Source organism: Brevibacillus sp. Leaf182, assembly GCF_001423865.2.
GTDB classification, from domain to species: Bacteria; Bacillota; Bacilli; order Brevibacillales; family Brevibacillaceae; genus Brevibacillus; species Brevibacillus brevis_C.
In genome coordinates, this window is the sequence record NZ_LMPN02000019.1 from 78,544 (window position 1) to 105,159 (window position 26,616).

Below are 26,616 nucleotides of genomic sequence, written 5' to 3' on the forward strand. Positions count from 1 at the left end.
ATACCCTTACTTTACCACTTCTGCTAACAGCCAGTAAACCCCGCACTATTACCAGAGGTTCATCATTTTCTTCGAGAGTCTTGCTATACTATAATCATTCTAAGAAGCCACTTATCAGGAGATATCGGTTATGGTGAAGAAACTCGATATTACTACACTTATCAGTCAACATGGTGATATCCTAACCAGTCTATTCGATCATATGTCGGACATGTTCTTTCTCATGGCTGTCGAACAAGATGCGGAAGAGGAGTATCAGTTTCGCTATGTCTTGATGAATCCATCCGCTATGCACGTCGCCCAATTGTGCGAGGAAGCATACGGAAAAACGTTTGAGGACGTGTATCCTCATGAAAAAGCCAGCTTATTACAGCACATGTACACACAGGCAGTAAAAAGCGGGAGTCCGATCCACTTTACTGCGAATGGTGACATCATTGGCGAATCCATTCTTTCTCCTGTCTATGATAACAATGGGGTATGCACGCATGTCTTTTCCATTACCCGCGATGTTACCGAGCGCACAAACCTGGAGTCTCAATTGGCCTATATGGCGTATCATGATGTGCTCACAGGATTGCCGAACAGACGCCTACTCTCCGAAAAGCTTCAGCAAGCTCTACGTGCAGCCCAATCAAAAGAGGAGATGGTCGCTGCCCTCTATCTGGACTGTGACCGCTTTAAGGAAATTAACGATACGTGGGGTCATGACACCGGAGATTTGTTTTTGCAAATGCTAGCTACACGCCTCAAGTCATCCGTTCGAGATGGAGATATCGTCGCACGTTTGGGTGGAGACGAGTTTGTCATCGTCCTGACCGGCATACACTCCGAACGTCAGGTTGAAAAAATTGCGAATCGTATCCTGCTTGCGACTCAAGAGCCGTGGATGATCGAGGAGCGAGCCATCCCGTTTTCGACGAGCATAGGCATTGCCCTCTACCCGGCATCTGCAAGCGAAGCCGAACAACTGTTGAGCAATGCAGACAAAGCACTTTATCAAGCCAAAAATACAGGGCGCAATCGATTCTTTTTCTTTGACCACATTTGATTATTGACTGTAAAACAAAAACACTGCCAAGACGGAGAACAGCAAACTCACCACATATAGAATGATGACCGTCTGCTTCGTAGACAACCCCCGGGACATGAGCCGATGATGAACATGTCGACGATCCGCTTGGTACATGGGGGAACCTGCCAAAAGCCGACTGATCATGACCTGTACAGTGTCTATAATGGGTAAGCCTACTGCCAGCACAGTCACAACTAATGAAATGAGCGTAGCCCCTTTCATCGTTCCTTCCAACGAAATCACGCCGAGAGCGAATCCCAAAAACATCGATCCCGCATCACCCATAAAAATTTTCGCCGGATAGAAATTAAAGCGTAGAAAAGCGAGTGCAGCACCTGCCAGTGCAACTGCCAATAATGCCGTTAATTCTTGACCCTTGAGCATCGACAAAAAGAACAAGGTCACCGCTGAGATCACCGTAGCACCGGCAGCAAGGCCGTCCACCCCATCCAAAAAATTCACCATATTGATCAAGCCGACGATCCACAGCACGGTCATCAGCAGGGAAACCAGGATTGGAAATGAGACATACATCCCTTCCTCTCCCCCCAGCCACATGAAATTAATTCCCCGAAAGCGAATATCCATGAGGAATGTCATCGTCGCTACCAATAACTGCACCATCAGCTTCGGTAGTGCCGGAAACTCTTTTTTCTTCGACTTGTAGGTATCGTCTACCCATCCAATGACCACCAGTATAGCCCCTCCAACTGCCAAAACTGCAACGGTTTTTTGCGCCCCTGCAAAAAAAGTTGACACCAACAAGAGACCGACGAACATCGCCAAACCACCAGATAATGGGATTGGTCGGTTATGTCCCTTTCTCCCCTTGGGCATATCCAGCAGCTTTGTTTTCCAAGCTAACCAATTTGCTACTGGCATTAACAAATACACAACAAAAAACGAGGAGAGTCCTGACACGATATAAGTAAACAGCTACCCTCACCTGCTTTGCCCTTTCATTTTGTCCTTAGTGTGGACAAAATGGGAACAAAAAAGCCGCCTCTGTAAAAGAGGCAGCTTTTTTATTGCGTAGCTTACAGTTTTTCGGAAACCATTTTTGCTTGTGTGAAGAGCAGGAGGTAGTCTGGTCCACCCGCTTTGGAGTCAGTACCGGACATGTTGAAGCCTCCGAATGGATGTACGCCCACCAAAGCGCCTGTGCACTTGCGGTTGAAGTACAGGTTACCTACGTGGAACTCTTCGCGAGCGCGCTCCAGGTTCTCACGGTTGCGGCTGATAACAGCGCCAGTCAAGCCGTACTCGGTGTTGTTCGCGATTTCCATTGCATGATCGAAATCGTTGGCTTTCGCGAACGCTACCACTGGGCCAAAGATTTCTTCTTGCATGATGCGAGCTTGTGGATCTACATCTGCAAATACAGTTGGCATGATGAAGTAGCCAGATTCTGGACCTTTTTCGCCACCCGCAACCAGTTTGCCTTCTGTTTTACCAATCTCGATGTACTCGAGGATTTTGTTGTATGCTTTCTCGTCAACCACAGGACCTGTGTAGAAATCGTTGGTTCTGATGTCGCCCACAGTCAGTTGTTTGGTCAGCTCTACTACGCGGCCCAGTACTTGGTCGTACACGTCTTGGTGAACGATAGCACGGGAGCAAGCGGAACATTTTTGACCGGAGAAACCGAATGCAGAAGCCACGATGGACTGTGCAGCCAACTCGATATCGCAGTCGTTGTCAACAACGATGGAGTCTTTACCGCCCATTTCAGCAACCAGACGCTTCATCCATTTTTGACCTGGACGATGTTTCGCAGCCAGTTCGTTGATACGCAGACCTACGTCACGGGAACCTGTGAAGCTGATGAAACGAGTCAGGTTGTGCTCTACGAGGTAATCTCCTATTTGGCTACCGGAACCTGGTACGAAGTTTACAACACCAGCCGGTACGCCAGCGTCTTCGAGAATCTCCATGAATTTCGCAGCGATTACTGGAGTGGTAGAAGCAGGCTTCAATACGACAGTGTTACCCGCTACGAGAGCTGCTGTCGTCATACCAACCATGATCGCCAGAGGGAAGTTCCAAGGCGGGATAACGATACCTACACCGAGTGGAACGTAGTACAATTCGTTGTCCTCATCCGGGATACGTGGCAAGTCATGGCGCTGGGACAGCTTATCCATTTGACGGCCATAGTATTCCATGAAGTCGATTGCTTCTGCTGTGTCAGCGTCAGCCTCTGCCCAGCTTTTTCCTGCTTCTTTTACGAGCCAAGCAGAGAACTCATGCTTACGGCGACGCAGGATTGCTGCTGCTTTATACAGATAGCGTGAACGTGCTTGTGCAGGCACCTTTTTCCATGTTTCGAAAGTGCTAGCAGCTGTTTGGATCGCTTTCTCAGCCAGTGCTTGGTCAGCCTGGGAAACAACGCCCACTACTTGTTCTTTATTAGAAGGGTTGAAGGAGTTGGATTTCTTTTCAGTTGTGATGCGTTCTCCGCCGATGATAAGCGGATACTCACGGCCAAGCTCACTTTCTACCTTAGCGAGCGCTTCTTCAAATGCCTTTTTATTTTCTGGCAGACTAAAATTGGTAAACGCCTCGTTTTTGAATTCCACTTGCATCTGTGACGCCTCCTTATCGATATCTTCCATGTTCGGATCACTCATAAAACATATGCAAGGATCATACCAACAAAACCATTAAAGGCTCGACTCTATTAGTGTTTGCATTTTTGCAGAAAAATCACCGACAAGTTTCAAGAAGTATTCCGAACACTTTTGTACACACATCGTTCAACATTTCACACATTTGTTCAAACCACTATCTTTTGTGTACAAAAAAACACCCGACCTCCTCACCTTCTCAGGCGATCATTCGGGTGTTTGATGTTTGATGCTTTTCCTTATTGTCTGTAAATATGCATATACGGCTCACCACTTGTCGGTCGAATGTAAAGCGACAATGGTTTGTTCATCGACTGTACGTACAGGTTCACGTGAACGCTTTTGTCGAAGAGCTGATTAATGCTTCCTGCTGCAAATTGCGTAAACTGCAATACCTCTGTTCTGGAATCATACTCTGCCGTGGCGGTAATCGTGATTTCCGTGAGCTTGCCGTCCATGAAACGTCCCAGACCCGTCATCCCGATATATTCAGGGAAATAGCCCTTGGATTGGCGCATCAGCTTGTCGTACTGCAACGACTGCTCTGGGTATTTCTGCTCAACCTCTGGACTTGGGAACAGGAAATATTCCTCTTCGATCGGCAGCCACTTTGAGATCGCTGCTTCATTCGCCCCTACTGTTCCTGACATGATGAAGTGCCCCGGCACCAGAGTAGAATTCGCCTCCGGTACTTGATACATCAAAACCAGGATCGGGACTTCCGGACTGGTACCGCGCACAGACTGCACGATACGAGCTGCGACCTGCTGGCCTTTTGCTTGCAGTTCTTGCGTCGTGTACACCTTGTCCTGGCCGGTTGCATCCTGATAGTTCGGCGAAAGCGACAAGCCCAACACCATGCCAGCCAGGCTCTTATCCTTCTTGCTCAGGTAATCATGCTCCAATACGTGCACGAGAATTCCGTTTTTCTTTTTCCCGTTAGCCCCAGCCGTCTTTTCCTGTGCGATCCACTGGGTGACTTGCTCTTTTTTAATCACTTGACCTTCTTGGAAATAATAATCGGACGTCGGGAATGTCTCCCGAGCGAACTCCATTAGGCCTAATTCAAGGTGGCTGAAATCGATGCGATATTTCGTATCAGCAAGCATTCCTCGTGTCTGGTTTGGCTGGTACGGAGTAATGCTGCCGTAGTAATCCTCGGATACTTCCACTACCTCCGACAAGGACGGTGTAGTAGGCTCAGGAGCTTTGTCCTTGCCCCCAGGTATCAACGAGCAGCCAGTCAATGCCATCACAAGAAGTACAGCTGTCAAGAACCTGCATCCTGTCAAAAACTTCACTTTCATAGATTACTCCTTTTCGTATCCAAAAGTGGGCGATGTACAAATCATTCGTTCCACTTGATCCATCGATTGTCTTCGAGTTTGTAGATCAATGCCGATTCGCCAATTCCCACCCATTTTGTATCCTCGCCACCTGAAGCAAGGACAATCAGCTTTTCCGGTGAACGAGCATCAAGCAAACGCCATTCGCCCTTGATTTTCTCATAGATACCTTTTTCGGTTGCGACAGCGAGAGTGCCAGTTCGTCTGTTAATGGCGAGCGAATAGATCTGCTCTGCTCCGGGAATCTCCTCTGTCTTCCACTGCCCCTCTTCATTATAGAGCAAGCTGAATTGGGCCGCTACATAGAGTCGGTCTTGTTCGGGATCAAAGTCCATGGCAAATACTTCCTGATCCATCGGCTGCCACAGGCTCCAAGATTGGGCCTCGTCCGTCGATTGATAAATGCCTTCACCCGAGACAAAGGCAAACAGACGTACTTCGTCTCCTTGGCGACTCCCCACAAAGCTGCTGATATTCGCAGGCTCTGGCAACCCGTTGTTGACAGTAGCCCACTTTTTACCGCCATCTGTCGAATGAAGAACCCCATCAATCCCACCGACAAATATTTGCTTCGGATCATCCGGGTCCACAAACCAACCTTCGATCGTATACTGCTGTAAATCTGTCGAGAGAGATCCCCACGATCCACCCCCAACCGAGCTATACAGCCCTGAATTGGTACCAACCCATATTTGCTTATCATCATCGGTCATCATCAGATTGTGGATGGTTGCTCCCTGCTCCAATACGTCCTGATAGGTCAAGTTCCCTTGTAGAGCAGCAGCTGTAACTGTTTGAGGATTCGTATTGGATTGTTCACTGCCAGTACTGCTGTTATTTCCACAGCCAACCAATTGCAGCATGGCTATTACACCGATTCCCCATTTCAGGAAGCTATTCATGCTCTTCACGTCCCTTCCCTTACTCATCCGTTGTCGCCACCGTTTTCTTAGGCGTTGCTCTCCAATACTTGCAGGAAGCCTGCTTCGTCCATAACAGCCACGCCTAGTTTTTCTGCCTTCTCCAGCTTGGAGCCGGCTTTTTCGCCTGCAATCACCAGGTCTGTCTTCTTGCTGACGCTGCCTGTTACCTTGCCACCCAAGCGCGCAATCGCTTCCTCTGCTTCCTGTCGCGACATTTGCGTCAAGGTGCCGGTCAAAACGATTGTTTTTCCTGAGAATGGAAGGTCTGCGCCACTTTCAATGCGGATTCCTTTGTACTCCATGTTCACTCCGGCCGCTCGCAGTCTCTCAATAACTGCCTGAGCCTGCGGCTGTGCGAAGTAGTTCACGAGACTCGCAGCCATTTTCGGCCCGATCTCATCGATTTGCGTAATTTCTTCTTCGGATGCCTGCATAATGGCATCGATAGTGCCAAAATGCTCCGCGAGAACGCGTGCCGCTTTGGCTCCGACCAAGCGAATACCAAGACCGAACAATACGCGCTCCAGCGAGTTCTCCTTGCTCGCTTCGATAGCCGCAAGCAAATTATCTACGGACTTTTCACCCATGCGCTCCATGCCCAGTAGAACATCGCGCTGCTGGTGCAAATAATACAGGTCAGCGACACTGTGGATAATATCGTCACGATACAGCTGGGCTACGACTTTTTCTCCCAAGCCGTCAATGTTCATGGCCGTGCGGGACACGAAATGAATCATGCCTTCACGGATTAGTGCCGGACACATTGGATTGATGCAGCGCAGTGCCACTTCTTCCTCCAAGCGTACCAGCTCACTCCCACATTCGGGGCAATGCGTTGGCATGGCAAACGGTACTTCATCTCCAGTACGACGCTCAGGCAAGACCGCGATAATCTCCGGGATAATGTCCCCGGCTTTTTTGACGACAACATGATCGCCGATAAGAAGACCTTTTTCCCGAATAATGTCTTCATTGTGCAAGGAAGCTCGCTTCACGGTCGTACCTGCCAAACTGACTGGCTTCAATAAAGCAGTCGGGGTGACATTGCCTGTGCGCCCCACAGATACTTCAATACCTTCGAGAATCGTAACTGCTTCTTCGGCAGGGAACTTGTATGCGATAGCCCAACGCGGACTTTTCGCAGTAAATCCTAGCTCCTCCTGCTGAGCGTAACTGTCGACCTTGATTACCATGCCGTCGATTTCATAAGGCAAATGAGGGCGCTTCTCTGTCCAGCCCGCAATAAAAGCGAGCAATTCATCAACGTCGTTGAATACACGTCGCTCCTGATTCACCATGAAGCCGAGCGTCTCCAGCAAATCAAGCCCTTCACTGTGAGATTCTACTGTCTCCCCTTGCAAATCACCAATGCCATAAATAAACGTATCCAGTTGACGGGATGCGGCAATTTTCGGATCGAGCTGTCGGAGCGAGCCTGCCGCGGAATTGCGCGGATTGGCAAATAACGCTTCTCCTCGCTCCTCGCGCTCTTTGTTCAGCTTTTCAAATGCTCCCTTGGACATGTAAGCCTCACCGCGAACCTCCAAGGTTAACGGCTTCGTCAGCCGCAAAGGAATGGAACGAATCGTTTTCAGGTTTTGTGTGATGTCTTCGCCTGTTGTTCCATCTCCACGGGTAGCCCCGCGAACGAACAGCCCATTTTCATAATGAAGTGACACGGCCAGACCATCAATTTTCAGTTCAGCTACATAGCGGACAGCCTGACTGCCAACGGCCTGACGCACCCGGCGGTCAAAATCCCTGATGTCCTCCTCATTAAAGGCGTTGCCGAGACTGAGCATCGGTGTCTTATGAACAACCTTTTCAAAGAAGGGCAACGGTTCTCCCCCTACACGCAAGGAAGGAGAATCAGGAGACTGCAAATCAGGGAAGCTTGTTTCTAGCTCCTTTAGCTCCCGCATCAATTGATCGTATTCCTGGTCAGAAATCTCAGGTCGATCCTCTTCATGGTAAAGACGATTATGCCGCTCAATTCGTTTCGCTAATTCTTTAATTTTTGTTTCCGCCGTCAATCGATCCATTTCGTTCATCCTTTACTTTTGCGATTGGCTGTATTGCACATTATCCTTTTTGAATAGGAGCGAACTTCGCTAATAGCTTTTTAATGCCAGTCGGACTTGGGAAAGCAATGTCGAGCTCCATGTCGTCACCCGTTCCTTTTACTTTGACGACCGTACCGTTCCCCCATTTTCCATGCGCCACTCTGTCGCCAACCTTCCAATCAACACCTGCTCCTTGACCATGTCCAGGCAGTTTTTCACCCGCCGGACGAGTAAACGTAGCAGGTGTGCTGCCCGCGGTTCGCTGACCCATGCCAAATTTCGGAGCAGAGCCTGCTTGTGAGGAGGACGCTCCAAACGGTCTCGCTCCTGTGTCACGTCCGAATGCACTGCCATCCCGCTGTCCAAACGCACTGCTGCGTCCACCGCCAAAGCTTCGGTCCGCTGCCGCTGGATTTCCTTCCAACAACTCAGCCGGAATTTCTTGCAGGAAGCGAGACGGCGCATTCACATTGGTCCGTCCAAACAACGTCCGCATACGGGCACATGTCATGTACAGACGCTCCTCCGCCCGTGTAATTCCCACGTAAGCCAGTCGACGCTCTTCCTCCATCTCGGCATCGTCAAACAAAGAGCGGCTATGCGGGAAGACACCTTCCTCACAACCAACCAGGAACACGACAGGGAACTCCAGCCCTTTGGCGCTGTGCAAGGTCATTAATACAACCTGTCCCTCTGCCGATACTTCCTCCTGGGCACCGTCGTCTCCCAAGGAATCGATGTCTGCCACCAGCGCGAGGTCGGTCAGGAAGGCCAGCAAGCTCTTGTCTTCATTTTTGCGCTCGAACTCCTGGGTTACAGACAGGAACTCCTCGATATTCTCCAGACGAGCCTGTGCTTCCAGCGTTTTTTCTTCTTTTAAAGAATCTCGGTATCCAGAGCGCTTCAGCACTTCTTCCACCAGCTCTGTCACACTCAAGTAATCAGTCATTTGCATCAAGTTCGAGATGAGATCATTAAAGGACAGGATCGCATTCGTCGTACGTGAAGGCAGCCCCATATAAGCCGTCTCCTGAATCGCTTGGAAAAGGGACTGACCATTTGCGTTCGCATACGCTTGTAGCTTGTCTACTGTCGTATCCCCGATATTACGCTTCGGTACGTTGATGATGCGCTGCAAGCTGATATCGTCATCCGGGTTGGAGATGAGACGCAAATAAGCCAAGATGTCCTTGATCTCTTTGCGATCGTAGAACTTGGTTCCGCCGACGATGGTGTACGGCATATTCGATTTGATGAAAACTTCCTCGACCACACGAGACTGTGCATTCGTCCGATACAGGATTGCGAATTTGTCATAGCGCTTGTACTGTGCCATCTGCTTGCGGATCGTATCGACGATAAAATACGCCTCATCGTGCTCGGAATCACCCTGGAAGCACATGATCCTGTCGCCGCCCGGATTCTCCGTCCAGAGCTTCTTTTCCTTGCGCAACTTGTTGTTGGCAATGACCTGGTTCGCCGCCTGCAAAATCGTCTTGGTAGAGCGATAGTTTTGCTCGAGCTTAATGAGCTTGGCTTCAGGATAGTCTTTTTCAAAGTTTAAAATGATCGAGATGTCGGCACCGCGCCATTTATAAATACTTTGGTCAGCATCCCCCACGCAGCATACATTTCGATACTTGTCTGCCAGCATGGAAATCAAAAGGTATTGCGCCCGGTTCGTATCCTGATACTCGTCAACGTGTATATAGCGGAATTTCTTTTGATAAAACTCCAATACTTCCGGCACTTCTTTAAACAGACGAACCGTCGTCATGATCAGATCGTCGAAGTCCAGCGACTGGTTGTTTCTCAGCTTTTTCTGATAAGCCGTGTAAACCTTTGCTGCCACTTGTGCAAAGGGATCGCCCGCCAGACGCGTATAGGTTTCTGGATCGGTCAGCTCGTTTTTCGCTCCGCTGATCGCAGCCAAAATCGAACGCGGCTCATACTGCTTCGGATCGATGTTCAACTCTTTTAAACATTGCTTGACGACAGACAACTGGTCACCCGCATCCAAAATGGAAAAGCTGCGATTGATACCGAGTCGGTCGATATCCCTGCGCAAAATCCGCACACACAAGGAGTGAAACGTCGACAGCCATGCATCCTGCGCTGCCGCTCCGCCAATAATGGCAGCCACACGGTTTTGCATCTCCCGCGCTGCCTTGTTGGTGAAGGTGATCGCCAAAATGCTCCAAGGCGCTACCTGTTTTGCACTGATCAGGTATGCGATGCGCTGAGTCAGTACTTTGGTCTTGCCGCTACCCGCACCGGCCAAAATCAAGACGGGGCCTTCTGTTGTAAGGACTGCTTCCCGCTGCTCCGGGTTCAGTCCTGCTGTGATACGATCTGCAAAAGACATATGTATAAATCCACCTTTCCACGTTCCCTAGACGAAAGCATATGTTCCTATTTTCGCACAGATCGCAGTGGAGTTCCAGTTCGTATCCCGAACAGGAAACATCATCCTTTCGGTAACAATGGCTCGTACATCAAATAAGCCCGATTCTGCGTCAGCCATTCTTGCTCCACCCATTCTCCTTCCAGCGTATAAACGTCACGATACAATTCATTCTTCCGTTCATACCCTCCCCAAATCGATGGATGTATCTCATGTTCTTTCTCGATAATGACATACGTCCGTGTCGGTGGCATGTCTGACCGCCATTCCCCTACCAAATGCGTATCGGTCAGGTAGACATGCAGTTGAAAGGGTTGGGTCGTCCGGTTGGCGATTTGCAAATCCAGATAATTATAGAAACAAGTCGCTCCACTTCCGAACGGCTGTGTCCGATTCGAATCAGGAAAAACATCGTAGCTATGACGATGTCGTTCCGTGATTGTCAATGGTGTATGCAGGGTCATCCAGTACAGCAGATTCGAGAGCTGACAAAGCCCTCCGCCAACTCCGGCCGTGACGCGTCCCTGCGAGAGCAGCATACCCTCTACATAGCCTTTGCTACGGGTCGGCTTGCCAATCTGCTTCCAGTACGAAAAGGTTTTTCCAGGATGGATGAGCAATCCGTTTAGTCGTGCAATGGCCAGACGCAAATTGATCACTTTGTTGTGCTGCATCCACATTTCCACGTTCTGTAATGGGCGTAACAAAATCGTTTGGTGAGAATAATGGACATAACGCAACAAATCGCTTCTTTTCTCCTGAGCGAACCTCGTGTGACCAAATGTCCATTGTACATACCTTTTCCAACGAAAATAGGCCATGCCTGCTGCCAGACGCCACTTTCTCCGTACGATCGGTTTCATTGTGCACCCCGACTTCCTGATTATTACAATAGACGCATGAATTTGGGATGAAGTTGCGGTCGAATACGGGAGATCCCCCCACTTCTTACACTTTTGTAAGTAAGACGTAAGCAAATGCCCTTTCTCCTCCATCCCCGGATGAGCTAGGATAGGAAAAGTGCGCGAATCGGACGACGAACAACGAGAGAAGGAAGTGATGGGATTGAAAGAAAACGCACCGACCATGAATCAACGAATTGATACATTAGATACCGTACGAGGCTTCGCCTTAATGGGCATTCTCCTCGTCAACATCGTGGCATTGCTGTATGCACAAACACCTGAGATAGGAAGTGTGGACCACTGGCTGTTCCAGTTTTTCAATTTCTTTGTGGAATCTCGCTTCTTCGTGATCTTTTCCTTCTTGTTTGGCGTGGGCTTCTATATATTCATCAGTCGAGCAAAAGCAAAAGGCGCCAACAGCACCGTTTTGTTCATTCGGCGTCTGATTGCGCTACTCGCCCTTGGCTATGTGCATAAAATGTTCCACCCTGGCGAAGCACTTTTCATCTACGCCATCTTCGGCTTCATCTTGCTGCCTTTTTATCGATTGAAGGCGCGAACCAATCTGATCATCGGCCTTATTCTGTCGATGGCTGTCTGTGCTACCGGCTTCAAGGCGCTTTTGGTGCTCCCGTTGTTTATTTTGGGACTGGCTGTCGGGCAGTACGGGGTCTTTCAGGACATTCCGAGATTTTTGCCAGTGATTAAAAAAGTACAGGGCGTGACCTTCGTCCTTTCGTTAATCGGCTTGTTTATCCAATACCGACTGACTCCGGAAGATCCGGGAATGGGTGGGGCGAATCTGATTGTAGACGATACCGTGTCAGAAGAAACCCTTCAGCAGTTAATGAATTACACGATTGCCTTGACCTCCACAGGTCTTGTCATGGCTGCCTTTTACACGACGACCTTGATTCGGCTGCTGCAAAATAAAACCGTCCAGACCGTCCTCTCTCCGCTGACCAGCTATGGTCGCATGGCTTTGACAAACTACGTCGGACAAACCGTATTGATCCTTGTAGGAAGCTATTTGTTCGATTGGTTTGGCAATCTCGGCTACCTGCAAACGACACTGATCTGCCTCGGTATCTACGTATTGCAAATGGTAGTTAGTATACTTTGGCTGTCTGTCTTCCGCATGGGGCCCCTTGAGTGGGTATGGCGATTATTTACGTATATGAAAGTCACACCACTGCGAAAATAAACAATCAAAGACCCCAGAAAAGCTGCCTTGGTTGACAGCCGACTGGGGTCTCTATTATTTTTTCGCCAAGTATTTGCGAATGTCAAAAGCAACGGCTGCTACAATGATGAGTCCTTTGATGATGAGCTGCCAATACGGGTTGACTCCGATAAACGTAAGTCCGTAGTTGATGACACCAAAAATAAGGACACCCGCCAACACACCTGGAACGGTACCAATTCCGCCGGAGGTCGATACTCCACCTACCACACAGGCTGCAATGGCGTCCAGCTCGTACATGTTTCCGTAGTTGTTCGTCGCGCCACCTGTCCGGGCTGCCTCCAGAACACCTCCGAGTCCATACAGGGCACCAGCAATGGCATAAATAATCATGAGGTTGAAAGCGACGTTGATCCCGGAAACAGTGGCGGCCTGCATGTTGCCTCCGATGGCGTACATGTTTTTACCAAGCCGTGTTTTGTTGAAGATCACCCAGACGATGAACGCAACCATGATCGCAATGATGACGATATACGGAATCGAATACGGGCCACTCGGGCCGATGTACCCGGTTCCAAGCTGATTGAAATCACTGCGCAGTCCAGCAATTGGCTGAGATTGATTGGGCTCCATATCAAAATAGATGGAGTTGAACCCGTACACAATGACCATCATGCCCAACGTGGCGATAAAAGGGGGCACACTAAAACGAGACACAATAATGCCGTTGATCAGGCCAACCAGCAAGCCCGCAGCAATCGCGATGAGAATAGGGATAAGCAACGGCAAATCGGGTAAATCCGGGAAAAACCTCCGCGGATAGTCTTGGCTTTGCAGCATCGAGGCGGAGATGACAGCCGTCAATCCGACCACTCGCCCGGCTGAAAGATCCGTTCCGCCTGTAATAAGAACAAACGCAGCACCCAAGGCAATAATGGCGCGAGTTGAGGATTGCAACAAAATATCCCGAAGCGTTGTAATCGATAGAAAATTGGGATCGTAAATCGCGATTCCCGCAATCAACAAAACCAGAACGATATAGATGGCATTTTGCGTAACAAAGCCTTGCACCTGTTTAGCAGACAACGAAGACATGCCTGTTCCCCTCCTTTCTCATGCAAGATGCTTGGTAGCCAGCCGCATGATCTCTTCTTCGGTTGCCGCTGTACCTGACAAAAAACCGGAGAGCCTACCCTCGCACATGACCATGATTCGATCTGACATTCCCAGCAACTCCGGCATTTCCGAGGAAATCATGATGATGCCTTTTCCCTGACTCGCCAGCTCCGCGATGATGGTATAGATTTCGTATTTGGCGCCGACATCGACTCCACGCGTAGGTTCGTCCAGCAATAAAATATCCGGATCAGTCAAGAGCCACCGCGCCAGCAGAACCTTTTGCTGATTGCCTCCTGACAGGTTTTTGATCAGTGCTTTCATAGAGGGAGTCTTGACGCGGAGCATCTCAATACTGCGGTTGACATCCGCTCTTCGCTTACGTTCATTGAGAAGTAGAAAAGGTGTTTGGTAACTGGCCAAATTCGCAATGACCGTATTTTCCAGAATCGATAAGACAGGAATGATGCCGGTGACTCGCCGCTCCTCCGTCAAGAGCGCCATTTTGTATTTCTTCGCATCCTTCGGTGATTTGATCCGTACCTCCTGACCGTTGATCGACACTTTTCCTGCTGACACCGCGCGTAGTCCAAACAGCGCCTCAATCAGCTCTGTTCGTTGTGCGCCTACGAGGCCACCTACTCCTAAGATTTCACCTTTGCGCAATTCAAACGACACGTGCTGAAAGGACTGGGAAAATGGAGAGCTCAGCCCCTCTACCTTCAAGATCGGTTCTCCTGGCATATTGGATCGACTCGGGAAACGCTGTGTCAGGTCCCGTCCAACCATTTTGGAAATGATCAGATCTGTCGTCAACTCGGCTGCACGCCATGTTCCAATGAGCTTGCCATCGCGCATGATGGTTACGTCATCCGCAATCTGCAAAATTTCTTCCATCTTGTGTGAAATATAGATGATGGCGACACCTCTGCTCTTCAGTTCGCGGATGATCGCAAATAGCTGCTCCACCTCGTTACCCGTCAGTGAAGACGTCGGTTCGTCCATAATGATCACTTTGGATTGGTAGGAGACAGCTTTGGCAATTTCAAGCGACTGTACCTTGGATACAGACAAGTCACGGACAACAGCGTGCGGATTCAGGTCCATCCCCAGATCAGCAAACAGCTTCTTTGTATCCACAAGCATTTTTTTCTCATCCACAAACGGAAAAGGCCCGATTCTTTTGACAGGAAAACGTCCTAGCCATATGTTTTCCATGACATTGCGAAAGGGTACCGGATGCAGCTCTTGATGAATCATGGAGATGCCATGTGCCAGCGCGTCCTTTGAGCTGCTCATCGTCACCCGCTCATTGTTTAATACGATTTCCCCCGCATCTGGCCGATAAATTCCGAAGAGACACTTCATCAGGGTCGATTTACCTGCTCCATTCTCTCCCATCAGTGCATGGACTGTTCCAGGACGGACTTGTAGCGTGACATCATCGAGTGCCTTGACCCCCGGAAATTCTTTATGAATGTGGTTCATTTCCAACAAAAACGCATGCTGGGCCATGCGAATGCCCTCCTTTTTGCAAAATCATCCCCATCACTGAAACAGGAGAGTCGGATTCGTCTCTTCACCGACTCCCCTGCTTTTTATTTCGCGTCGTTCATGTTTTCCTTGGTGATTTTTTTGTAGGGCACCCACACGTACTTGCCGTCCGTAATGTCAAAGCCTGTGGAATCTTTCGTTGGCGTTTCACCCTTCGCCAAAGACGCCGCGATGCTAAGCGTTGCTTTTCCCTGGTTATTCGCATCGTTGAGAACCGTTCCGAGCAAGGTTCCCGCCTCCAGCTCCTTCAGTGCAGGCGCTGTGGCATCCACGCCAACAACGGGCATGTACTTGCCATTGGCAAAGTAGCCGGATGCCTTCAGCGCTTCGATTGCCCCCAGTGCCATATCGTCGTTGTTGGCAAGAACGGCCTCGATCTTGTCACCGGAAGCTGCGAGGAAGGCGGCCATCTTTTCCTGCCCTTTTACGCGATCCCACATGGCCGTATCTTCCGCGACCTTCTCTACTTTAATCCCTGCATCTTCAATCGCCTTCACCGAAAACTTCGTCCGCAGCTCAGCATCCTGATGCCCTGGCTCGCCTTTTAACATGACGTATTGGAGGACACCATCCTTGTTTTTATCTGCTTCCGGATTTGCCTTCCAGTAATCGACGATCAACTGCCCAGAAATCGTGCCGGATTCCTCTGCTTTTGCTCCCACGTAGTAGACCTTATCCCACTTCTGCATATCCTCTGGCATCGGCTCACGGTTGAAGAAGACGACAGGAATATTGGCTTGCTTTGCCTTGTCGATAAGGACGCCAGCCGCTGTGCGATCCACCGGATTGATGGCGAGGGCATTTACCTTTTTGTTAATGAACAAATCCACTTTGTCATTTTGCGTAGGCTGGGCATTTTGGCTGTCTACAATGTCCACTTCTGCTTTGCCCTCCGCGGCCTTCGAAATCGCATTGCGCACTCCCGTCATGAATGTATCATCGAACTTGTAGATGGCGACTCCGATTTTGGGATTCCCCGCAGGAGCAGCTCCTCCCCCTGACGCTGCCGGCTGCGAACCGCCTGATTGTGAGCATCCAACCACCGAGAGTGTAACAGCGGCCACCAGTGTAGTGGCAATCAGCTTTCTCATTCGATAATCCCCCTTTATCCCCTATGTTTACATCTGATATACACCAAATGTAAGCGTTTTCCTGAATGTCTTCCATCGAAAATCCTGCGCATTTTTATCAAAATTCTCATCTGTTTTTCGGTGGCTTATTTTACGAAGGGGAAAAGGAGCTTTTGATTCTCCGACCAGAACATATTCTCCCGATCGATTACTTTTGTTCCCGTGTCGACCAGACTGGGCACTGCTTCTCCGTTGCTCGCTTCGACTGCGTACTTGACGCCGAGATATCCCATCGATAGCGGCTTCTGGATGATCGTTGCGGAAATGATTCCTTCCTGCAAATACTCCAGCACTTCCGGCGGACTGTCGATTGCTACAATCTTTACTTTGTCCCGCAGCCCACTGTTTTCCATTTCCTCGGCCACACCGATCGCTGTACTGGCATTGAGTGCAATCACTCCCTTCACTTGCGGATGCTTGCGGATCAATTCGCGCGTCCACACACCGATCTGCTTTTTATCCAAGGGAACATTTTCGTTGGCAATCAGTTCAATCTGCGTTTCCCGTGGGAGTAAATCGAGGACGCCCTGTTCTCTTCGTTTGGCATTTGTCTTTACCCGATCTGTGCCGAGCAATGCGATTTGTCCCTTTTTTTCAATCAGGTACACCATTTTTTCGAATGCCTTCATGCCCATATCGTAGTTATCTGTCCCAATGTAGCTTTTGACGGCTGAATCTTTTCCGACTGTATCAAGTACAAGGATCGGGATGGCCCGCTCTCTGGTCAGCTTGATGGCTTCTCGCAAAACTCGATCGTCACTAGGTGCCACCACGATTGTCTCGGAGCCATCTGCGATTGCCTGCTGCACCAGCTCCATTTGCCTACTGGCATCTTCCTCATAGTCCGGCGCGTAAAAATTCAGGTTACGCTCATATTCCTTGGCAGCCATCTCCGCCCCGAGCTTGACCGTTCGCCAATAATCGCCATGCTTCATACGGACGATCAGCGCCACTGTCTTTTTCTTGTCTACTTCCCCATCCGTAAGCGGAGCACTGCACGAGTAAAAAAGCGTCACCGCTGTCAAAACGACCAATCCGTATACGCTCAAACGTTTCACCGCTGCTGTCCTCATAAACGATCTCGCTCCTCTGCAAGCTGGCGCGGAATCCATACACGCACAACGGTCCCCTCTTCCTGTTCGCTCGCGATTTCCAAACCGTACTGTTCGCCGAAGGTCAAGCGGATGCGCTCCTGCACGTTTTGAATCCCGACGCCCGAGCCTTCTTCGCTTTTGTAAAAGCCAGCTTTTACTTGTGCGAGAACATCAGGGGACATGCCCAAGCCGTTGTCACTAACCTGAAGTAACACCTTATCGTCGATGAGTGCTGCAAATATGCGAATCCGGCCCGGATCAGCCAAATGCTCAATCCCGTGGTAGATGGCGTTTTCCACAATCGGCTGAAGCAGTAGCTTCAGCGTCAGACAGTTGAGCACCTCATCCTCATCCTCGACCACGATCTCGTACTCAAATTTTTGCTTGTACCTCATTTTTTGAATAATAAGATAATGACGCACATGCTCGAGCTCTTCGCGCACCGTGATAATGTTCTTCCCTCTGCTCAGGCTAATCCGAAACAGCTTTGACAACGAGGTAATCGTGGTGATGACATCCTCGTTTTTTCCGTTGCCGACCATTCTGACCACAGAGTTCAACGTGTTGTACAGAAAATGCGGATTGATCTGTGCCTGTAGCACCTCCAGCTCGCTTTTTCGTTTGGCTTCCTGTTCCCGAATGATCTGGTGCATCAATTCCCTGACCTTCGCGACCATCAGATGAAAACGCAAGGAAAGCTGTTCGACCTCATGGCTTCCCCGGATCGGTTCATTCTCCGAAAAGTCTCCCTGCTCCACCCTTTCCATGGACCGCTCCAGCAGCTTGATCGGTCGTGATATTTTCGCTGAAAGATAGTGCAGTACGAACAACACCATAACAATCACAAAGATGAGCAGCCAAAAAATGAAGCGACTGATTTCTGTTTTCGTCGTCACGATCTCGTCCATGTAGGACACCCCAATGATTTTCCAGCCTAGCTGATCAATCGTCTTGATGGTGATCAAACGCGTTTCATCCTGCGTCTCTTCTACATAGCTGCCATAGGAATGCTTCAGCGGTAAGGAACGGTTTTCATTTTTCAATCCGGCGTAAATCAACTGCTGCTGCGGATGGTAGACGATGTTCCCGACCAAATCGATGATGTAGACGTACCCCTTTTTCCCCAAGCCCACCCTCTGGCATAGGTCGTCGATCTCTTTAAAATTCACATCGACTAAAAGTACAGCAGGAAATTCTCCGTCAGGTCCGTGGAGAAGAATTTCCCGACTCATCGAAACGACCCAGGTGTACTCCCCTTTAAACAAGTTCTGGATATGCGGGAGCGAAAAGTTCAGGTTCGTCGGGTCCTCGATCGCCTTCTGGAACCAGCTCTGTTCGGTCAAACGAGTGTTTCTCCTCAGTATTTTGGAAGGAGTTGTGGCCAATAGCGTTCCGTCTCGTGTAAAAACCGCGATGGAGACGATGTCCTTTCTCGTTTCTACGATGGTCTCGAGCTGTTCGCTCAGCTTGTCTGCCGTGAGCCCCTTGCTTCTTCTGATCTTGTCATCGACGAGTTCAAAAATTTGCGTCATCCCGTTCAAATAGCTGTCCAGATTGTATTTTACCTGCTCCAGAATTTGCTGCGTGTGCAGATAGGCGTTTTGTTCTGCCGTCTGCGCAAATTTTCCGTACAGCATCACCCCGACAAACAGCATGACGAGTACCGTCACGAGTGTAAAGGAAGTGGTAATGATAAATTGAATGCCTTTTACCTTGATCACCGCGAGCAATCTTTTCATGGATTAACCTTCCTGCTCGCTCTGACTTCGGTACTCTTTAGCGGACATCCCTGTATACTTGCGAAAGCTGAAGCTAAAGTAATTGGGATCGGTATATCCGACTTTCTCCGCGATTTCAAAGGACTTCAAATCGGTCGTCCGCAAAAGCTCCTTGGCCTTTTCCATGCGCAATGACAGGAGATAGGACACAAAGGTGGTTTTCGTCTCTTTCTTGAAAATGCCGCTAAAATAACCGAGGCTGATGTGCAGATGTTCGCATACCTTGTGGATGGATATGTCGGGAGAATGATAATGCGCGTGGGTGTAGTCCAATGCCTGCGTGATCAATCGCCTGTACGTCGTTTGCCGTCCGCTTGCGATACTCGCCATGAGGCGCTCACAAATATCTGTGATCTGTTCTCGGGCATCCTCCATACCGGTAAAAGTCGTCATGACCTGCAACAGATAACGTTGCCCGCCAAACAGTTGATCCATGTCAAGATCGGCACGATGGGCAGTCTTCAAAATGGTCGTCATAATCTCCAACAAATAAATTCGGTAGTCCTCGAGGGATACGGGTACACCCGCCACCTGAGCAAACAATTCATCAATCACGTTCCGAAGCTCCGCACTCGTCCCCATTTTGATGCACCGAACCAATTCATGCTCCCTTCTCTCATCGAGGCGTATTTGCTCACTCGCTTGTTTTTCCACATCATGGATCACAATCATCCTGTTGCAGCCGAGGATGCTTTTGTAATCGAGTGCCTGCATGGCGTCCTCATACGAGTAAGGGAGTGCCGCTATATCTGTCACGACGTTGCCAATTCCGATCGTTACCGTGATGCTCATATATTTTTCAATCGTTCGCCTGATTTCTTCTGCGATATTTTGTGTTCGCACTTCGATTCGCTGCGTGTCGTCTACTTTTGTTCTCATAAGCAGTACAACCTGATCTTCACGGAGAAAAACGATACCCGCCTGTTTGCCTGCGTTCAGTTGCTCTTCTGCGATATTTTTCACTGCGAAAAGAAAAAGCTGCTGCTCCTCCTGCTTGGGCTGGTCTACACAGATGACCGCTACGAGATATTCGGGACTCCTGAGCTCTATCCCGTATTCGCAAGCTTTTGAAAAAACATCGTTCTGTACGAGCTGACGACTCAGCAAAGATGATAAAAAAACTTCCCGCAACACCGGCAAGCTTTTTCGATAGCTATCGCGCAGCAACTGAACGTTTTCCCGATGGGCCGCCTCTTCGTCCATCCGTCGCTTGACCTTATCCAGTGCTTCCATCAGCTCGCTCGCGGAAAACGGCTTGAGTACATATTCATCAATTTGCAGCTTCACGGCCTTTTGCGCGTACTCGAACTCATCAAACCCAGTCAGGATAATGATACGAATGGCAGGGTAATCGCGCCCGATGGACTCCGCCAACTGCAGTCCGTTCATAAAGGGCATCTTGATGTCGGTTACGACGACGTCCGGCCGCAGTCTCTCAACCAGCTCCAATGCCTCTCTGCCGTTTTCTGCTTTGGCAACCACCTCGTATCCGTGGCTATGCCAGTCAATTTCTTGGCTAACCCCTTCTCTTACATCTTCTTCGTCATCTACCAATATCAGCTTATACATAGGCACCTCCCGCTGTTGTACTTGTACAACGGGAGGCAACTGTTTTCCTGCAAATGGAAAGGTATGGCGCTACCACGTCTTATTCAGATCATCTGCATAGAACAGAATCGCTTTTTGATAGGCCAAAATCGTCGGATCGCTTGAGGTTTCTGCGAGGTTTTTCAGGAGGAGATTCATGGCTTCGTGGTGCTTCCCGAGATTGTAATACGCCATGGAAAGAAAAATCGGAAAGGAACGATCATCGGGGAACTGCTGCATCCCCTTCGCTAGTGTATCTGCTGCCTGCTCGTATTGTCCCAGTGTGCGATACGTACTGCCCAGACCGAGTAAAGCCCCTTGCAGGTCGTCTTCGACAGATAGTCCGAGCTCAATCGCTTTTTCGTAAAAGGGAACAGCTTCCTTCTCCATTCCGGCTGCGTCGTGGCACCAAGCACATTGATAGTGGGCGACAGGATCAGTCGGGGAGTGGCTAACGAGCTGAAGGGCAAGCTGGATCGCTTCGTCCAGATGCCCCTCTTTTCGCAGATGAATAATATTTTGGATCATCGGGTTCATGTGAGCACTTCCTTTGCCTCGGTATCTCTCTTCCCCCTAGCGTAACAGGACAGCTTGGCAAGGTGAAGACGCAACTTATGTGCCCTGCAAGGATTTTGTTCGCTCTCTTTCGCTTCTCCGTTGTCGATATGCTCTCATCCACGACCAGCCTAATATGAGAAACGGAACCAGAACCAACAGGATCAACATGATGCCGTCCCAAAACTCCCACGAGTGAAGCGGAGCGTTTTTCATATCGTCGGCGATAATCCAAATGAAATCAACCGCCATGCGTAGCTGATACTGGACAAAGAACCAGATTCCCCACACCGATCCAATCAAGTAGACCCAGCTATACCAGCGGATGACTCTTTTCTCATGGTCGGCTACGTACTCCCATTCCTCCTGCTCATCCTGCGTCAAGGAACGGAATTTCGCTTTTAGAAACAGGCGTGTATTCACCATCAGATTGGAGCATTGGAACTTTGTGGCCAACACGTAATACAAGTCGGTCTGCATGAAAACCATGAACTGAAAGGCCAAAGCCATGAGCAGGATCACATTCAGCATACGAATGAATGCCGCCATGAAGGGCACAAGCGTCAGCCAGCCTTGATCGTTGGCAAACAACAGAATCACACCGATTCCCATAAACATCGCATCCCAGGACATTCCCGCCAAAAACGCCCTGTATCTGCGCTGTGGCTCGACGAGAACAATATTGGACATATTCGTCTCTGCTACGGCAAAAACAAGTCGATGCCCCAGACCGATACGACTACCGATCCCCAATGAGCGGGCCGCCATCAAGTGGGCCATCTCATGGAAAAACAGAAAAACCCACGTGGCCAAAAAAGAAACCACTACCGAAACCGTCACGGAAGAAGAAACAAAAATATCGGAATAGACCGGGATATACTTGCCCGTAAACAAACAAATGAAAAGACCCGTGATAAAAAAGATACCGTATACTCCAAAGGCAACGCGATTAAAGAAAAACTGCCCTGTACTCTGCTTGATCCAAGAGAAATGATCCACTACTGGCACTGACTCGTTGACAACTTCTCCATCTACCATGTAGACAAATTGATAGGAAGCAATTAAATCCTGCGCAAAGTCAAGCACATCTACCGGTTCGCCCAACTGTTCTTCCATGATCGTCGCGACTTCATGGATGCTCTTCCCTTCATCCAGCATATCGATGATTTCGACACCAATGGCCGGAAGCACAATGAAATTGCTGATATCCGTTCGTCCAATGAGGATCCCTTCCTCGTTTTCCGCCCGACGCGCAAGCGGGTGCATCTTGAGAATGCTATTTCCCGAGATATTCAATTGACAGACACCTTCCTCTCTTACAGGAACGACTCCTTACGTTGTGAGCACTTCATTTCTCTTGATATGAAAAATCGGTTCCGTTCCGCTGCCACTTCCACAAGTCGGGCATTCGGCTTCATTTCGCTCCCACTCAAAAAACACGCTCTTTTCCAACGTGTTGAAATCGAAAATGATAAATTTGCCCGCCGATTGTACCGGAGCAATTCCTGTCAAATACCTGATTGCATCGGAAGCCATCATTCCCGTAATCATCATGGTGTTAGGTGCAATGGTGGCGGTAGGCAGAATAAAGTTGGTATCGAGCAGCCTTTGGATCAACTGCGAATAGTCCTCAATCTGTCTAGAACGATGCAAATGCATGCACTCGATACAGCCTGTCTTGCCCGGTTCTACCATGAAGAACTGTCCTTCAATGAGGTTGAATCCACCAGCAATGAACGGGATTTGCAGCTTGGTGCAGGCATGATTCACCCATCTCTGCAAAAAGAAAAAGGGCTGATCGGCTGCGAGCATCACGAGGTCACTTCCGGCAATAACCCGCTCCACGTCTTTGCTGGACTTGATTTGCATCGTCTCCGTTTCAATCAATACCTCAGAATGAAGCCTTCCGATGAAATCACGTGCCGCTTCCACCTTCAAGCGACCAATATCATGCTCGTTAAAGACCATTTGCCTGTTCAAATTACTGAGCTCTACTCTATCAAAATCCACGAGCTTGATATGCTGGATTCCGGCTCCTACCAGATTGACCAGTAGCGTAGAGCCAAAGGCACCCATCCCTAAGATCGTCACTTTTTTTCTACTGACCTGTTCCTGTAGCTCGCTTGGACTTTGATTGAGATCGGTAAACAAGGAGAAGTAACGGATATTCGCTTTATATCTTTCCTTTTGTTCCGAAGTCAGGACGGAAGCCTCTTCCTTCGCCTGATCCATCAGGAAGCCCAAGCCACTCAGTGATTCCACTGCTTCCGATATTTCTTCATACGTAATTTCAGGATAATCGACAACCAATAATGTATGTATGTCACCGACAGTACGAGTGCCATCCATCAGTTTGATCATCTTGCGGATGGACCCATTCTCGTCTTCCAATTCGAAGGTATAGCCAGGTGCCTCTCCCAAGCGGATCATCTGCTCTGTCACTTCATAGACGGGATGCACTGGTTTAAATAAAGGACGACGTTCCATAAAACTCCTCCCAATAGTGGGGTTCGCTAACCCGGCTCATTTTAGATGAAAAAAGGGAATAGCTCGTGTGCTACTCCCCCTCTTCTTAAGAGAATTAAGCTGCTACTGCAGTAGTGCGAACGCTTTCAACTTTTTTCGCTTGGATTTTCATGGATAGTTCCTCCTCTCTATGATCGAAAATGAAGACAAGTTCATTATATTTCATGAATTTACAGAAATCTACAAATATTAGCAAAATATTATATATTTCGGTAATATTTGACTATTTATTTCGTATGCAATAGGATTTTCCTTCCATTTTCTATTAAAATTCTTAAAATTCCTTCTTTTTGGAAAAGATTTATATCCTTTTTGGAAAATCGCCCTGATTTTGGGACGCTTTCCTTTTGGGATTCGTAGTACTAGTATGTATTAGGAAAATTTCACCAAGATCACTTTTGTTTGATCAAAAAAGGAAAAGCTGCGCAGCGAGCCTTTTTTGCCTAGGGGGAGCACAAATGGAGGAAGATCGAGTGATCATCGGGCGAGTCTTGCAAGGAAACAAAGACTCCTACTCCGAGATCATTTCCAGATACCACGGAAAAGTAAGTTCCATTCTTCGTAAAATGCTGGGACACACACCAGATGCACAAGATATCGTGCAGGAAATTTTCATCAAGACGTACTACCATTTACCAGAATATAAAACAAACTACGATTTTTCTGCATGGTTGTACCGGATAGCAGCCAACCACTGTCTGGACGAGCTGCGTAAGCGCAAGCGAAAGCAGCAGCTCACCGCCAGCGAAGAGATAGAACCAGTGGATAGTCATACACCGGAGGTTGCCTTTCTGAATAAGGAGGGTCAGCGCCTGTTGCGTCAAAGGATGATGTCCGTCGAAGAAAAGTATCGGATCGTCCTCGAAATGCGCTACTTCGAATCATTGAGTTGTGAGGAAATCAGCCATCGACTGTCGATTCCGTCGAGTACTGTGCGGACGCGCCTGTCTCGTGGAAAAGACAAGCTCAGGGAAGCAATCGGGCATGCAGGGCAAAGGGGGGACTTTCATCTATGAAATGCTTAGATAAAGGGCAAATTGCTTTGTATCTATACGACCTTCTTGAGCCAGAGGAAGCCGAGGTCATGGCCGCCCATTTGGAAGACTGCCGTCATTGCCAGCGTAAGTTGAAGCAGGAGCTGGATGAGCTGGAGGACCCGGAAGAATCACTGGCGACAGCCGAACCGTCCGAAGCAGTCATTCATGACATCATGGCGAATCTTCCCCCTTACCCTATACACGTTCTGAAACGATCAGAAAGACAAAAATTACAAAAAAAAATCAATTGGAAAAAAAGGAGTCTGGATATCGTGAAAAAAGCAACGATCGCCGTAGCAGGAATAGCAGCAGTCGTCTATTTTGGAACACTTACCTCCCCTTCTTTTGCAACGTATGTACATGGTTTGTATGCCTCTACCATCAAACCTCAGATGAAGCAGACACAAGAGAGCAGCCTTTTTGAAACACTAGCATCCACAAACCTCCTCATCCAACGTGGCCTTCAAGAAGGCTATAACAAAAAAGTGGATCTGAAAGCTGTCGATAATGGAATGACCCTTGAAGTAAAAGAAGTCATGGCGGACTCAAGGGATGTCAGAATTTTATTTACCATCAAGGATCAGAATGGAAAACCAATTGAGGATCTGTTCTCTCGTGTTTTGCAGGACGAAGGTACATCCTATGAATTGAAAATAACAGATAAGGATGGCAAGACGTATACAAACTACGATGAGGAATTTCAAAACGGTCATAATGATTTGATATCAGTAAAAGGACAGAGCGAGCTAGTTATGCTCAGTCGTCCCATCCAAACGTTTTTTAGTGATACCAGCGAGATTCCAGATGAATTGATCATCGATCTTGTGATCAAGGACGTCGAAGGCCTTGACGGAAAATGGAAGGTTACCTTTCCGGTTGACATTTCCAAAGCGAAAAAAGACACAAAAATTGTTCCCATCCATAAACAATACACCGCTCCAAATGGCGAATTGATTGATCTCAAACAAGTCATGGTGACACCAGGCCAGATGGAATTTGTCATCGAGAACACCTTGGCAGAGTATACCTCTCAGGATCTTACCTATGAAATTGTGGATGATACGGGAGCGGTGCTTGCGAAATGGAGCGAAATGGACAGAGGGAACAAGGAGAGGTACCCGCAGCCATATTACAAGAATGTAGCCAGAAACTATGATGTCCGTATTGTCGATGACTCACCTACAGGCAAAATCATTAACTTTCTCACATTTCACTCCTTGCCAACGGATAAAGACCTGACCTTTAGAGTGGGAGCAACGTATCAAACCACATCCGCAGACTTTGAGCAAAAGCTGTCCATTGATGAGATGAAAAACAAGCCCGTCACAACAGAACATGATGGAAACGTGTTCACCTTCTCGAATTTTACGGTAAAAGAAGAAACGATTAGGAACGAGAAGAGAATGAGTGCAACGATGCAACTAGATGCAACCTTGGCACCAGGTGTTGCGGACGTAAATAAATTTGCAGCAGTTGATGAAAATGGCAATAAATACATCGGCTATTTCGAAGGCTCACTCACAAGAGATGCAAAAGGCAATATTGTCTTGAGCGGTCCACTCGATTTGGTGAAAGATCTGAAAGCTATCCCGAAAGAACTGACTTTTACAATTAAAGAGCAATTGATAGAAAACAAAGATGTCGACTGGAGCGTAACCCTTCCCTTGAAAAACTAAAGCAGACATGAAAAACCACCTCACCCAATCATAAGTT

The 26,616-nt window shown here is 48.6% G+C and carries 20 protein-coding genes; 4 read left to right on the forward strand and 16 right to left on the reverse strand.

Annotation, left to right across the window (positions count from 1 at the left end):
- Window positions 1-130 precede the first annotated feature (130 nt).
- Window positions 131-1,051 carry a diguanylate cyclase domain-containing protein gene (locus ASG16_RS09515; protein ID WP_056494890.1) on the forward strand — a complete coding sequence of 307 codons (921 nt, stop codon included), beginning with the start codon at window positions 131-133 and terminating at the stop codon, window positions 1,049-1,051.
- Here ASG16_RS09515 and ASG16_RS09520 read toward each other — a convergent pair whose 3' ends face one another.
- From ASG16_RS09520 to ASG16_RS09550, 7 genes are all read right to left on the reverse strand, one after another.
- Complete coding sequence (locus ASG16_RS09520; RefSeq protein WP_056494887.1) at window positions 1,052-1,855, reverse strand: MraY family glycosyltransferase; 804 nt, start codon at window positions 1,853-1,855, stop codon at window positions 1,052-1,054.
- A 257-nt stretch (window positions 1,856-2,112) separates the two neighbouring features.
- The gene (gene pruA / locus ASG16_RS09525; protein WP_048031138.1) at window positions 2,113-3,660 is read right to left on the reverse strand and encodes an L-glutamate gamma-semialdehyde dehydrogenase; all 1,548 of its coding nucleotides are present in this window, start codon (window positions 3,658-3,660) and stop codon (window positions 2,113-2,115) included.
- 281 nt (window positions 3,661-3,941) lie between these two features.
- Window positions 3,942-5,009, reverse strand: coding sequence for a CamS family sex pheromone protein (locus ASG16_RS09530; RefSeq protein ID WP_048031137.1), 1,068 nt, complete (start codon window positions 5,007-5,009; stop codon window positions 3,942-3,944).
- Window positions 5,010-5,050: 41 nt separating this feature from the next.
- Window positions 5,051-5,977 (reverse strand): WD40/YVTN/BNR-like repeat-containing protein, encoded by a 927-nt coding sequence (locus ASG16_RS09535; RefSeq protein ID WP_048031136.1) that lies wholly within the window; start codon window positions 5,975-5,977, stop codon window positions 5,051-5,053.
- Window positions 5,978-5,997: 20 nt separating this feature from the next.
- Window positions 5,998-8,013 (reverse strand): NAD-dependent DNA ligase LigA, encoded by a 2,016-nt coding sequence (gene ligA / locus ASG16_RS09540; protein WP_056494884.1) that lies wholly within the window; start codon window positions 8,011-8,013, stop codon window positions 5,998-6,000.
- A gap of 40 nt (window positions 8,014-8,053) precedes the next feature.
- Complete coding sequence (gene pcrA, locus ASG16_RS09545) at window positions 8,054-10,399, reverse strand: DNA helicase PcrA (RefSeq protein WP_056494881.1); 2,346 nt, start codon at window positions 10,397-10,399, stop codon at window positions 8,054-8,056.
- 101 nt (window positions 10,400-10,500) lie between these two features.
- Entirely contained in the window at window positions 10,501-11,301 is an 801-nt protein-coding gene (locus ASG16_RS09550; RefSeq protein ID WP_056494878.1) for a VanW family protein, read from the reverse strand.
- 196 nt (window positions 11,302-11,497) lie between these two features.
- On the opposite strand from ASG16_RS09550, the gene ASG16_RS09555 reads away from it, so the two are divergent.
- Entirely contained in the window at window positions 11,498-12,547 is a 1,050-nt protein-coding gene (locus tag ASG16_RS09555) for a DUF418 domain-containing protein (RefSeq protein ID WP_056494875.1), read from the forward strand.
- Between the two features lie 54 nt (window positions 12,548-12,601).
- Here the strand turns inward: ASG16_RS09555 and mglC are convergent, their stop codons facing one another.
- The 9 genes from mglC to ASG16_RS09600 form a co-directional block, all read right to left on the reverse strand.
- Window positions 12,602-13,621: a galactose/methyl galactoside ABC transporter permease MglC gene (gene mglC, locus ASG16_RS09560; protein ID WP_056494872.1), complete on the reverse strand. Its 1,020-nt coding sequence runs from the start codon at window positions 13,619-13,621 to the stop codon at window positions 12,602-12,604.
- A gap of 18 nt (window positions 13,622-13,639) precedes the next feature.
- Entirely contained in the window at window positions 13,640-15,157 is a 1,518-nt protein-coding gene (locus ASG16_RS09565; RefSeq protein ID WP_056494869.1) for a sugar ABC transporter ATP-binding protein, read from the reverse strand.
- Between the two features lie 83 nt (window positions 15,158-15,240).
- The gene (locus ASG16_RS09570; RefSeq protein ID WP_056494866.1) at window positions 15,241-16,287 is read right to left on the reverse strand and encodes a galactose ABC transporter substrate-binding protein; all 1,047 of its coding nucleotides are present in this window, start codon (window positions 16,285-16,287) and stop codon (window positions 15,241-15,243) included.
- A 125-nt stretch (window positions 16,288-16,412) separates the two neighbouring features.
- On the reverse strand, window positions 16,413-17,384 hold the full coding sequence (locus ASG16_RS09575) for a substrate-binding domain-containing protein (RefSeq protein ID WP_241970726.1): 972 nt from the start codon (window positions 17,382-17,384) through the stop codon (window positions 16,413-16,415).
- A gap of 11 nt (window positions 17,385-17,395) precedes the next feature.
- Window positions 17,396-19,159 (reverse strand): cache domain-containing sensor histidine kinase, encoded by a 1,764-nt coding sequence (locus ASG16_RS09580; protein WP_056494860.1) that lies wholly within the window; start codon window positions 19,157-19,159, stop codon window positions 17,396-17,398.
- Between the two features lie 3 nt (window positions 19,160-19,162).
- A complete protein-coding gene (locus ASG16_RS09585) occupies window positions 19,163-20,767 on the reverse strand; it encodes a response regulator (protein WP_056494857.1) in 1,605 nt (534 codons plus the stop codon).
- A gap of 69 nt (window positions 20,768-20,836) precedes the next feature.
- A complete protein-coding gene (locus ASG16_RS09590) occupies window positions 20,837-21,322 on the reverse strand; it encodes a tetratricopeptide repeat protein (RefSeq protein WP_056494854.1) in 486 nt (161 codons plus the stop codon).
- A 75-nt stretch (window positions 21,323-21,397) separates the two neighbouring features.
- The gene (locus ASG16_RS09595) at window positions 21,398-22,636 is read right to left on the reverse strand and encodes a hypothetical protein (RefSeq protein WP_056494851.1); all 1,239 of its coding nucleotides are present in this window, start codon (window positions 22,634-22,636) and stop codon (window positions 21,398-21,400) included.
- A 36-nt stretch (window positions 22,637-22,672) separates the two neighbouring features.
- Window positions 22,673-23,827, reverse strand: coding sequence for a HesA/MoeB/ThiF family protein (locus ASG16_RS09600; RefSeq protein ID WP_056494848.1), 1,155 nt, complete (start codon window positions 23,825-23,827; stop codon window positions 22,673-22,675).
- A gap of 497 nt (window positions 23,828-24,324) precedes the next feature.
- On the opposite strand from ASG16_RS09600, the gene ASG16_RS09605 reads away from it, so the two are divergent.
- Window positions 24,325-24,882, forward strand: a complete 558-nt coding sequence (locus ASG16_RS09605; RefSeq protein WP_048031122.1) for an RNA polymerase sigma factor — start codon at window positions 24,325-24,327, stop codon at window positions 24,880-24,882.
- Entirely contained in the window at window positions 24,879-26,579 is a 1,701-nt protein-coding gene (locus ASG16_RS09610; RefSeq protein ID WP_056494845.1) for a DUF4179 domain-containing protein, read from the forward strand. The genes ASG16_RS09605 and ASG16_RS09610 overlap by 4 nt, the downstream gene beginning before the upstream one ends.
- Window positions 26,580-26,616: the final 37 nt, after the last annotated feature.